The sequence below is a fragment of the Pseudomonas fluorescens genome, from assembly GCF_040448305.1.
GTDB classification, from domain to species: Bacteria; Pseudomonadota; Gammaproteobacteria; order Pseudomonadales; family Pseudomonadaceae; genus Aquipseudomonas; species Aquipseudomonas fluorescens_BH.
On record NZ_CP148752.1, the window covers coordinates 1,200,096 to 1,211,969 of the forward strand.

Annotated in this window: 10 protein-coding genes; 2 read left to right on the forward strand and 8 right to left on the reverse strand. The window is 61.0% G+C overall.

What is annotated here, in order from left to right; translation table 11 throughout:
* On the forward strand, positions 1 to 558 hold the full coding sequence (locus WHX55_RS05345; protein ID WP_150754243.1) for a hypothetical protein: 558 nt from the start codon (positions 1 to 3) through the stop codon (positions 556 to 558).
* A 62-nt stretch (positions 559 to 620) separates the two neighbouring features.
* Here WHX55_RS05345 and WHX55_RS05350 read toward each other — a convergent pair whose 3' ends face one another.
* From WHX55_RS05350 to WHX55_RS05385, 8 genes are all read right to left on the reverse strand, one after another.
* Entirely contained in the window at positions 621 to 2,105 is a 1,485-nt protein-coding gene (locus WHX55_RS05350; protein WP_353742188.1) for an amino acid permease, read from the reverse strand.
* 217 nt (positions 2,106 to 2,322) lie between these two features.
* Positions 2,323 to 3,747 carry a gamma-aminobutyraldehyde dehydrogenase gene (locus tag WHX55_RS05355; RefSeq protein WP_150754241.1) on the reverse strand — a complete coding sequence of 475 codons (1,425 nt, stop codon included), beginning with the start codon at positions 3,745 to 3,747 and terminating at the stop codon, positions 2,323 to 2,325.
* A gap of 176 nt (positions 3,748 to 3,923) precedes the next feature.
* A complete protein-coding gene (locus WHX55_RS05360) occupies positions 3,924 to 4,733 on the reverse strand; it encodes an ABC transporter permease (RefSeq protein ID WP_353742189.1) in 810 nt (269 codons plus the stop codon).
* Complete coding sequence (locus WHX55_RS05365; protein WP_353742190.1) at positions 4,723 to 5,670, reverse strand: ABC transporter permease; 948 nt, start codon at positions 5,668 to 5,670, stop codon at positions 4,723 to 4,725. Before WHX55_RS05365 ends, WHX55_RS05360 begins: the two co-directional genes overlap by 11 nt.
* Position 5,671: 1 nt before the next feature.
* Positions 5,672 to 6,709 carry an ABC transporter ATP-binding protein gene (locus WHX55_RS05370; RefSeq protein WP_353742191.1) on the reverse strand — a complete coding sequence of 346 codons (1,038 nt, stop codon included), beginning with the start codon at positions 6,707 to 6,709 and terminating at the stop codon, positions 5,672 to 5,674.
* Between the two features lie 248 nt (positions 6,710 to 6,957).
* Positions 6,958 to 8,109: a putative ABC transporter substrate-binding protein YdcS gene (gene ydcS, locus WHX55_RS05375; protein WP_353742192.1), complete on the reverse strand. Its 1,152-nt coding sequence runs from the start codon at positions 8,107 to 8,109 to the stop codon at positions 6,958 to 6,960.
* 83 nt (positions 8,110 to 8,192) lie between these two features.
* Positions 8,193 to 9,692, reverse strand: a complete 1,500-nt coding sequence (locus WHX55_RS05380) for a gamma-aminobutyraldehyde dehydrogenase (RefSeq protein ID WP_150754236.1) — start codon at positions 9,690 to 9,692, stop codon at positions 8,193 to 8,195.
* A 105-nt stretch (positions 9,693 to 9,797) separates the two neighbouring features.
* Complete coding sequence (locus WHX55_RS05385) at positions 9,798 to 10,712, reverse strand: LysR family transcriptional regulator (protein ID WP_007975056.1); 915 nt, start codon at positions 10,710 to 10,712, stop codon at positions 9,798 to 9,800.
* A 194-nt stretch (positions 10,713 to 10,906) separates the two neighbouring features.
* Between WHX55_RS05385 and WHX55_RS05390 the strand changes: the two genes are divergently transcribed.
* A complete protein-coding gene (locus WHX55_RS05390) occupies positions 10,907 to 11,599 on the forward strand; it encodes a tellurite resistance TerB family protein (protein ID WP_095943124.1) in 693 nt (230 codons plus the stop codon).
* Positions 11,600 to 11,874: the final 275 nt, after the last annotated feature.

The following is an 11,874-nucleotide window of genomic DNA, read 5'->3' on the forward strand; positions in this document are numbered from 1 at the left end:
ATGACAACTGTATTTATTGCAGGCTCTATCAATATCAAATGCCTTGATCCGAAGGTTAAAGAGCGTATCGATAATATTGTTGCGTCTGAGTTTGAGGTCGTGGTTGGCGACGCCGGTGGTGCTGACACCTCTATTCAAGAGTATCTCCTGAGCTTGTCTCGATCAAAAACTACCATTTATTGCAGTGGTATGGCCCCACGAAACAACTTGGGGAAATGGCCGGCCAGAACAGTGGAAAGCAAGCACTCCAAAGGATCGCGAGCCTTTTTTACCGCAAAAGATGTTGTGATGGCCGAGGCGGCTGACTACGGATTGATGATATGGGATGCAAAGAGCACTGGAACACTTAGTAATGTGATTGAGTTGTTGTCGCGAAATAAAAAATCTCTTGTTTTTGTTGATGATGAAAAGGTCTTTAAAGTGGTTGGTAGTGTGAGCCAACTTGAAGAGTTAATCGCGTCCATGTCTGATCACGCCAAGCATAAAGCAAATGAAAAAATTAAACTGTTCGATCGCATATCTTTGCTGAAGCATGATCAGACAGAACTGTCGCTTTAGTATTCTTTTCTTCAAATATTGTTGACGACCCGGCGCCACCTTTGGCGCCGGGTAAATCCCCGTTACCGACTAACCTTCCACGCATCCCCCGCAGGCGCCGTACCGTGGTCATACGGCTTGGCGATCCACATGTAGAGCAAACCTAGACCAATCACGATGGCGGTACTCAACACCATCGCGTAGTTGATGTACCACGCGGCATCCGGGGTGCGTGGCCAGGCCATGTTGATGATGGCGCCGACACCATAGACCAGCGCGCCGATGTTCACCGCCCAGCCCCAAGCGCCGAGGGTGAATTTGCCGTTCGGTTTCCAGCCCTTCATGCGGGCGTACAGGGCCGCGAGCACGATCATCTGGAACGCCAGGTAGATGCCGATTGCCGCGAAGCTGACGATGGTGGCGACCGCGTCTTGCAGGAAGAAGCCGAGGATGATGATCAGTGCCGGCAGGACACCGGACACGAACAGCGCGGCAACTGGAACCTGAGTCGTAGGGGAAATCTTCTTCAGTAGTCGGCTGCCGATGACCATTTCATCACGGGCGTAGGAATACAGCAGACGACTGGCCGCCGCTTGCAGGCTGATCACGCAGGAGATGAAGGAAATCATCACCACACCCATCACTACTTTCGAACCCACCGGACCAAACGCGTTGCTGAGGATGGTGGTGACCGGGTCCTTGTCGGTGCCGTTGATCACCGCTTGCATGTCCGGTACGGCGAGGATCAGCGCCAGGCAGGCGAACATCGCCGCGATGCCGCCGATGTAGATGGTCATGCGCATGGCCACCGGGATTTTCTTGCTCGGGTTCGGGGTTTCTTCGGCCACATCGCCGCAGGCCTCGAAGCCGTAGTACAGGAACATCCCCGCCAGCGACGCGGTGAGGAAGGCTGGCAGGTACGAGCCGTCGACGCTGATATCGAAGGTGTTGAACAACACGCTGATGGGTTGATGACGCTCGAAAATCAGCAGGTAAACGCCGACGATCACCGCGCCCACCAGTTCGCAGAGGAAGCCGAACATGGCGATCCGCGCCAGTACCTTGGTGCCGCTGAGGTTGACCAGGGTGGCGAACAGCGTCAGGAACAGGGCGATGATGATGTTGGTGTTGTTGCTCGGTTCAAAGCCCATCATGGCGGCGAGGTACGGACCGGCACCCACGGCAACCGCCGCGATGGTCACGCACAATGCGATGGAGTAGATCCAGCCGACCATCCACGCCCAGCGCTTGCCCACCAAGCGGCGAGCCCACGGGTACACACCGCCGGAAATCGGGAACTGCGAAACCACTTCGCCGAAGATCAGGCACACCAGCAACTGGCCGCAACCGACCAGCAAATAGGCCCAGAACATTGGTGGCCCGCCTGCGGCCAGGCACAGGCCGAACAGGGTATAGACCCCGACGACCGGGGACAGGTAGGTGAAGCCCAGGGCGAAGTTTTCCCACAGGCTCATGCTGCGGTTGAAGTTGGAGGTGTAACCGAGTTTGCGCAGTTGCTCGGCATCGCTGTCGGCAAGGGCTGCAGAGATATCGGGTGATGCACTCATGTGTGATTGCTCCGGAAAATCGGCAGATTTCGGATGTCCGAAACCGTGACGGGGCTATGGGCGCGCCGCCCGGATCGGTGGTTATTGTTTTGAATTCCTGATGGTGCTTAGTGCTGGTTTCTACCTTGAACCCGGGGTGACGCAATCGCCAGCAGGCTGGCTCCCACAGGGAAATGCATTCCAAACTAATGTGGGAGCCAGCCTGCTGGCGATGCTTTTAATGCTTGAACATCACATGCCGCACAACGGTGTAGTCCTCGAGTCCGTACATGGACATATCCTTGCCATAGCCGGACAGTTTCTGACCGCCGTGGGGCATTTCGCTGACCAGCATGAAGTGCGTATTCACCCAGGTGCAGCCGTACTGCAGACGAGCCGACAGGCGATGGGCGCGGCCGACGTCGGCGGTCCACACGGAGGAGGCCAGGCCGTAGTCCGAATCGTTGGCCCAGCCCAGCACTTGCGCTTCGTCGCTGAATTTAGTCACCGAGACCACCGGCCCGAACACTTCACGGCGCACGATTTCGTCGTCCTGCTGCGCATCGGCCAGTACCGTCGGTTCGAAGAAGTAGCCGTTGCCCTCGACAGCCTTGCCGCCAGTGATCAAACGAATGTGCGGCTGGGCGATGGCGCGCTCGACGAAACCGGCAACGCGGTCGCGGTGTTGCGCGGTGATCAGCGGGCCGAGTTCGGTCGACGGATCATCCTGTAAGCCGTACTTGATGCTGCTGACCGCCGCGCCGAGTTTCTCCACGAACTTGTCGTAGATGCCTGCCTGGGCATAGATGCGGCAGGCGGCGGTGCAGTCTTGCCCGGCGTTGTAGAAACCGAAGGTGCGGATGCCTTCGACGGCGGCGTCGATGTCGGCGTCGTCGAAGATGATCACCGGGGCTTTGCCGCCCAACTCCATGTGCATGCGTTTGACGCTGTCGGCGGTGCTGGAAATGATGTTCGAGCCGGTGGCAATCGAACCGGTCAGCGACACCATGCGCACTTTCGGGTGGGTGACCAATGGGCTACCGACGGTAGGACCACGGCCGAACACCAGGTTGAGTACACCGGCCGGGAAAATGTCCGACGCCAGTTCGGCCAGGCGCAGGGCGGTCAGCGGGGTTTGTTCCGACGGCTTGAGCACCACGGTGTTACCGGCGGCCAGGGCCGGGGCGATTTTCCAGGCGACCATCATCAGCGGGTAGTTCCACGGCGCGATGGAAGCGATCACGCCCACTGGGTCGCGGCGGATCATCGAGGTGTGCCCCGGCAGGTACTCGCCACCGGCCGAACCGCTCATGCAGCGGCTGGCGCCGGCGAAGAAACGGAACACGTCGGCAATCGCCGGGATCTCGTCGTTCAGCGCGGCGCTGTAGGGCTTGCCGCAGTTGTCCGATTCCAGTTTGGCCAGCTCTTCGCCATGGGCTTCGATGGCATCGGCCAGTTTGAGCAGCAGCAGCGAGCGCGCTTTCGGCGGGGTATGCGACCAGCTGTCGAACGCGGCGTCGGCGGCGCGTACGGCGGCATCGACCTGGGCTGCGCTGGCTTCGTTGATTTCCACCAGCACACAGCCCAGCGCCGGGTTGAATACGGGTTGGGCGGGGCCTTCGCCGTCGAGCAGTTGGCCGTTGATCAAGAGTTTGGTTTGCATGGCTTTGTCCTCACTAACACTTTTATTTTTCTGCTGAAACCTGGCCCCCTGTAGGAGCGAGCCTGCTCGCGATGGACGTGAACGATGACGCGTTCAGTCTGGTTAAGCGCGGTGTGTTTGAGATCATCGCGAGCAAGCTCGCTCCTACAGGGGATCGGGTTCCTCCAGTTATTCGGTTACTTACCGCCACTACCCGCAACGCTCTCACCACCCCGCGTCAGGTAATAGGCGCCGAGAATCGGCAACATGGTCACGATCATCACCAGCATCGCCACGACGTTGGTCACCGGCACGTCCCGTGGGCGGCTGAGCTGGTTGAGCAGCCACAGCGGCAGGGTGCGTTCATGGCCGGCGGTGAAGGTGGTGACGATGATTTCGTCGAACGACAGGGCAAACGCCAGCATGCCGCCGGCCAGCAACGCCGAGCCGAGGTTCGGCAGGATGATGTAGCGGAAGGTCTGCCAGCCATCGGCGCCGAGGTCCATCGAGGCTTCGATCAAACTGTGGGAGGTGCGGCGCAAGCGGGCGATGACGTTGTTGTAGACGATCACCACGCAGAAGGTCGCGTGGCCGACGATGATGGTGAACATCCCCGGCTCGATTCCCAATGTCTTGAAGGTCGCCAGCAGCGCGATCCCGGTGATGATCCCCGGCAGGGCAATCGGCAGGATCAGCATCAGCGAGATGCCTTGCTTGCCGAAGAAGTCCCGGCGGTACAGCGCGGCGGACGCCAGTGTGCCAAGGACCATGGCGATCAGGGTGGCAATCGAGGCGATCTGCAACGACAGCTTGATCGCTTCGAGCACGTCCGGCCGAGAGAACGCCACGCCGATCCACTTCCAAGTGAAACCCTTGGGCGGAAAGCTGAACGCCGCGTCCTCGGTGTTGAAGGCGTACAGGAAGATGATCAGGATCGGGAAGTGCAAGAACAGCAACCCGCCCCAGGCTGCAATGCGCAGACCTATAGAAGCTTTCTCAGAGTGCATCGAAGGCCCCCAGTCGTTTGACGATGGACAGGTAGATGGCGATCAGCACGATCGGCACCAGGGTGAAGGCGGCGGCCATCGGCATGTTGCCGATCGCGCCTTGCTGGGCGTACACCATGCTGCCGACGAAGTAGCCGGGCGGGCCGACCAGTTGCGGCACGATGAAGTCGCCCAGGGTCAGCGAGAAGGTGAAGATGGAGCCTGCTGCAATGCCCGGGATCGACAGCGGCAGAGTCACTTGCATGAAGGTCTGGCGCGGCTTGGCGCCGAGGTCGGCGGAGGCTTGCAACAGCGAGGGTGGCAGGCGTTCCAGCGAGGCCTGGATCGGCAGGATCATGAACGGCAGCCAGATGTAGACGAACACCATGAAACGCCCCAGGTGCGAGGTCGACAAGGTACTGCCGCCGACGCCCGGAATGCCCAGCACGAACTGCAGGACCGGCTCCAGCCCCAAATGCTGCACGAACCACTGCGCCACGCCGCCCTTGGCCAGCAGCAGCGTCCAGGCGTAGGCCTTGACGATGTAACTGGCCCACATCGGCATCATCACCGCGATGTAGAAAAACGCCTTGGTCTTGCCGGTGGTGTAGCGCGCCATGTAGTAGGCAATCGGGAACGCGACAATGGCACTGGCGATGGACACCACAACCGCCATGCCCAGGGTGCGCAGGATGATGTCGAAGTTCGACGGCTGGAACAGCGCGGTGAAGTTCGCCAGGGTCAGGTCGGGAGTGACCGCCATGGTGAAGTCGTCGAAGGTGTAGAAGCCTTGCCACAGCAACGTCAGCAACGAGCCCAGGTAGATCGCGCCGAACCACAACAACGGCGGCACCAGCAACATCGACAGGTACAGGTTCGGCCGGCGATACAACAGGTTGGAAAACCTGCGCAACGGCGAGCCGCCTGACGAGGATTGAGAAATAGCCAAGGTGCTCATCTCACACCCCGCCTGCAAGGGTGTCGTGCAACTGGACCATTGCTTCCCGCGCCCAGCGTGCGCTGAGGCGCTGCCCGGTCTGGTGTTGCGTGCTGCTGTCGATCCACTGATTGTTGGCCTGGCTGATGTTCAGGGTCTGGCCGTTTTCCAGTTTCAACTCATAACGGGTGGCGCTGCCCTGGTACTGGATGTCGTGGAGCAAACCGCTGACTTCGATCTCGTGGCTGGCCAGCGGTCCTTCGGCGAAACGCACGTGTTCCGGGCGAATCGAGAACGGCTGCGGATTGCCGCTGAGCTGCCAGGCCAGCTCGCCGCGAATCACGTTGGAGGTGCCAACGAATTCCGCCACGAAGGTGGTGGCCGGCTTCATGTACAGGTTGCGCGGGCTGTCGACCTGTTCAATGCGGCCTTTGTTGAACACGGCCACGCGGTCGGACATCGATAGCGCTTCGGTCTGGTCGTGGGTGACGAAGATGAAGGTGATGCCGAGCTGACGTTGCAGCTTTTTCAGCTCGCCCTGCATTTGCTCGCGCAGCTTCAGGTCGAGGGCGCCGAGGGGTTCGTCGAGCAGCAGCACCCGTGGACGGTTGACCAAGGCGCGGGCCAGGGCCACACGCTGGCGCTGACCGCCGGAGAGCTGCACCGGCTTGCGCTCGCCGTAGCCGCCGAGGGCGACCATCTCCAGGGATTCCTCGGCGCGCTTGAGGCGTTCGGCCTTGCCGATGCCTTTGACTTTCAAGCCGTAAGCGACGTTGTCGCGAACGTTCATGTGCGGGAACAGCGCGTAATCCTGGAACACGGTGTTCACGTCGCGCTGGTACGGCGGCAGGCCGGCGGCCTCTTCGCCATGAATACGGATGGAGCCTGCGCTCGGTTGTTCAAAGCCGGCGATCAGGCGCAAACAGGTGGTTTTGCCAGAGCCGGAAGGCCCCAGCATGGAAAAGAACTCGCCGTCCTGGATGTCGATGGAAACCCGGTCTACGGCTTTCACTTCGCCGAATAGACGGGAGACGTTGGTGAACTGGACTGCAAGCGTCATGGTGCGGTGCTCCAAAAAGGCGAAGACCGTCGCAGCGGCCTTGCCTGGACTTCTGAAAAAACAGTAATTCGAAAATCAGCTTTGCTTCTTGAAAAGCGTCGATCACATAAAGTCGTTTCGGGAGCGTAGCGAGCGGCGATTAGCCGTGTCCGGCCAGCGCGCAGCCCCCGGAGCGTACGTCAGTACGTGAGGAGGCGAGCACTGCCCGGGCGCGGCTGGTCGACGCGCAGTAGCTACCGGAATGACTTTTAGCGGCCGCCCATGATCGCGATGTAATCCTGGGTCCAGCGGCTGTACGGCACGAACTTGCCGCCTTCAGCCTGCGGGGTTTTCCAGAAGGCGATCTTGTCGAACTGGTCGAAACCGTTGGTCTTGCAGCCTTCGGCGCCAAGCAGTTCGCTCTCCTTGCACGCCGCCGGAACCGCTGGCAACGAGCCGAACCAGGCCGCTACGTCACCCTGGACTTTCGGTTGCAGCGACCAGTCCATCCACTTGTAGGCGCAGTTCGGGTGCTTGGCCTCGGCATGCAACATGGTGGTGTCGGCCCAACCGGTGGCGCCTTCTTTCGGGATGGTCGAGGCGATTGGCTGCTTCTCGTTCATCAGGCCGTTGACCTGATACGGCCAGGCACCTGAGGCGACCACGCCTTCGTTCTTGAAGTCACTCATTTGCACGGTGGTGTCGTGCCAGTAGCGGTGGATCAACGGCTGCTGGGCGCGCAACAGGTCGAGCACGGCCTTGTACTGGGTTTCGGTCAGTTCGTACGGACTCTGGATGCCCAGTTCCGGTTTGGCGGTCTTCAGGTACAGCGCCGCATCGGCGATGTAGATCGGGCCGTCATAGGCCTGCACGCGGCCCTTGTTCGGCTTGCCGTCCGGCAGGTTTTCCGCCTTGAACAGCACGCCCCAGCTGGTGGGCGCGGTCTTGAACACGTTGGTGTTGTACATCAGCACGTTCGGGCCCCACTGATAGGGGGCGCCGTAGGTCTGATTGTTGACCACGTACCACGGCGCATCTTTCAGGCGTGGGTCGAGGTTCTTCCAGTTCGGGATCAACGCGGTGTTGATCGGCTGCACACGCTTGCCGACGATCAGGCGCAGGGAGGCGTCGCCGGACGCCGTGACCAGGTCGTAGCCGCCCTTGGCCATCAGGCTGACCATTTCATCGGAGGTGGCAGCGGTCTTGACGTTGACCTTGCAGCCGGTCTCCTTCTCGAAACCGGTCACCCAGTCGTAGGCCTTGTCACTCTCGCCACGTTCGATGTAGCCGGGCCAGGCCACAATATCCAGTTGGCCTTCGCCCGCCCCGACAGCTTTGAGCGGCTCGGCGGCCTGGACACTGGCACTGGCCAGCAGCGCGGTGGTGATTGCACTGAGCAGTGCGGTCTTGTGCACGAACATGGGAATTCCCTCTTCTTTAAATTATGGTCGGGGCAGTTGTGAACGTGGTGAAGCATGCCGTTGGCGGCTTGTTATTAGCGTAGTCAGAGATGCTCGCCATGGCGGGCCATGATGTGCCGCACCACGCTGTAGTCCTGAAGCGAATCGCTGGACAGGTCTTTGCCGTAGCCCGAACGTTTCAGGCCGCCATGGGGCATTTCGCTGACCAGCATGAAGTGGCTGTTGATCCAGGTGCAGCCGTACTGCAAGCGCGCCGCGACCTGCATGGCCTTGTCGAGGTTCTGGGTCCAGACCGACGAGGCCAGGCCGTATTCCGAATCGTTGGCCCAGTCCACCGCTTGTTCGAGTTCATCGAAGCGGGTCACGGTGACCACCGGCCCGAACACTTCGCGCTGGACGATCTCGTCACTTTGCTTGCAGCCGGCGAGCAGGGTCGGCTGATAATAGAAGCCGGCACCGGAATGCACCGCTGCGCCGGTCACCCGCTCGATGTGCGGCTGGCCGAGGGCACGCTCGACAAAACTGGCCACGCGGTCGCGCTGGCGGGTGCTGATCAGCGGGCCGATTTCGTTGTCGGCGTCGCGTTTGCCGGCGAAGCGCAGGCTGCTGACGGCTGCGCCGAGCTCGGCCACCAGACGGTCATGTATCCCCACCTGGGCATAAATGCGGCAAGCGGCGGTGCAATCCTGGCCGGCGTTGTAATAGCCGTAAGTGCGCACACCTTCGACCACGGCCTGAATGTCGGCATCGTTGCAGACGATCACGGGGGCCTTGCCGCCGAGTTCGAGGTGGGTGCGTTTGAGTGTTTTCGATGCAGCCTGGAGAATCTTCTGGCCGGTGACGATATCGCCGGTCAGCGACACCATGCGGATCTTCGGATGGCTGACCAAATGGCTGCCGACCCCTTCGCCGCCACCGCAAACGATGTTGATCACACCCCGTGGCAGGATCTCGGCCAGCGCCGGGGCCAGGGCCAGGATCGAAAGAGGCGTGTGTTCCGATGGCTTGAACACCAGGGTGTTGCCGGCGGCCAGGGCCGGGGCGATTTTCCACGCGGCCATCATGATCGGGTAGTTCCACGGCGCAATCGACGCCACGACCCCGATAGGATCGCGCCGGACCATGCTGGTGTAGCCCGGCAGGTATTCGCCGCTGAGCTGGCCGGTCTGGCATCGCACGGCACCGGCGAAGAAGCGGAATACGTCGACCGTGGCATTGAGGTCATCCTGACGGGCCAGATGCAACGGCTTGCCGCAGTTCATGGATTCGAGGCGGGCCAGCAGGTCGGCGTTTTTTTCGATGGCGTTGGCGATCTCCAGCAACAGGTTCGAACGTTGTTGTGGCGTGGTCCGTGACCAACCGGCAAAGGCACGGTGGGCGGCGAGGATGGCCGCTTCGACTTGCTCGGTGCTGGCTTCGGCGATCTGCGTCAGGACTTCGCCGGTGGCCGGGTTGAGGATCGGCTCGACAAAGCCTTGCCCGGCGACCAGTTCACCGTCGATCAACAGGGCGGTGAACAACGGGGTCTGCGCGCCAGCCATTTTTCGGGTTCTCGTTTTTTGTGTGGCTTCTTGTGTAGACATGGCAGCGCTCCCTGTGACTGGGGCCCGGCCGTCTTTATTGGATGCAACAAGACTAGTTCGCGGACCCGAGGACAACAAATACTAAATACTGAAGGTGGCGTTCGATTAAATAGATGGCTTGCGCCCGCCGTGGGGTTGTTCGCGGGCGACCGTGAGAAACGGGTCCACCAGCGCCGGTCGCGCGGTGCCGCGGCGCCAGGCCAGGCCGACATCGAGGGTCTGGCTGAGGTCGGCAATCGGCCGTGCTTCGATGATGTCGCCCTCCAGTGACCACGGGCGATAGGTCATGTCAGGCTGGATCGACACGCCCAATCCGGCGGCCACCAGGCTTCGCACCGCTTCGGTCGAGGCCGTGCGCAGGGTGATGCGCGGTTGCAAGGAGGCTGCCGACCACATGCGTTGGGCGTTTCGGTCCATTTCATCGACGTTCAGTTGAATCAATGGCTCGCGGGCCACGTCGGCGAGGTTGATGCTGTCGTGTTCCAGCAACGGGTGCTGGGCCGGCAGCCATAGCCGGTGAGGCGAGTGGGTCAGCACTTCGGTCTGCAGGGCGTGGCGGTCCTCGAGGTTGGAGAGGATCAGCACGCCGACATCGATCTCGCCGCTGACCAGCAAATGCTCGATGTACGGGCGCTCATCTTCCATCACGCGGATTTCCACGTTGGGGTAGGCGCGCTGGAAGCGGGTGAGCAGATCCGCCAGGTAATAACCGGCCACCAGGCTGGTCACGCCGACGATCAGTTGCCCGGCGACCTGGTCGGTGCTCTGTTGCAGGCTGCGCTTGGCGTTATCCACCGTGGCCAGGATCAAGTGCGCCTGACGCAGGAATTGATGCCCCTGGTGGGTCAGGGTCATGCCCTTGGCGTGGCGGCTAAACAGGCTGACGCCGATTTCCTCTTCCAGTTGCTGGATCGCCAGGGTCAGGGTCGATTGGGAAATGAACGCGGTTTGCGCGGCGGCCGAAATCGAGCCGGTCTCGGCCACGGCGATGAAGTGACGGATCTGACGCAAGGTCATCATGGGAAAGCACCCGGTGGGCTGTTTTTATCGATTGGCGAGAGTGTATATCGTTTTTTCTGATAGTCAGGTGCAAGCGGTAGCGCGGGCATTGAGGCAATGCAACATCTGGAAGCACTCTCGCCCACGGGACGTGGGCACTTTCGTTTTAGGCTGGTGGTCTTGGTTTCAGGTTAAACGTCTTGTGGAGGCGGTAAATGAACACCCGTGGATTGCTCGATCAACTACTCAAGTCCGGCCAGGACCTGTTGCAGAACAAGGCCGGCAGCTCACAGCAAAAGGGCGCGAGCGGTGGCAACGGTGCCCTCGGCAGCTTGCTCTCCGGCGCGAGTGGCGGGGCATTGGCGGCAGGCGCCATGGGCTTGCTGCTCGGCAGCAAAAAGGCCCGTAAAGTCGGGGGCAAGGTCGCGGTCTACGGCGGTCTCGCCGCGTTGGGCGTGCTGGCCTATAAAGCCTATGGTAACTGGCAGGCGCAGCAGGGCGGTGCAGCCGGTACGGAGCCGCAAACCCTGGACCGCGTGCCGGCTGCGCAAGTCGAGCTGCACAGTCAGGCGATTCTCAAGGCGCTGGTGGCCGCGGCCAAGGCTGACGGTCATGTCGATGAGCGCGAGCGTGCCTTGATCGAAGGCGAGTTCACCCGGCTCGACAGCGACCAGGAGCTGCAACACTGGCTGCACGCCGAGCTCAACAAGCCGCTGGACCCGAGCGATGTCGCCCGCGCCGCCCGTTCTCCGGAAATCGCCGCCGAGATGTACATCGCCAGCGTGATGATGGTGGACGAGGAAAACTTCATGGAGAAGGCCTATCTCGACGAACTGGCGCGCCAGCTCAAGCTGGAGCCGGGGTTGAAAGCCGAGCTGGAGAAGCAGGTTCGCCAGGCTTCCCTGTAAACCGTCAGACTGCATTCGCGAGCAGGCTCGCTCCCACATCAGGTCTTCAGTGATCACAGATTCTGCGTACGCCAGAGATTCAATGTGGGAGCGAGCCTGCTCGCGATGGCGTTTTCAGCCACACCACCGCCCCAATGGCCATTCCACGGCCCCTTTCTACCCAATCACCCCTGGCACCCATCCCCTTCATTAGCGGACAGTCCCGCTCCAGAGCCCATCCCGCCTTTTTTCAACGGGATGAGAAGTGGCGCGCAACCGTCTTATAAATGAAACAC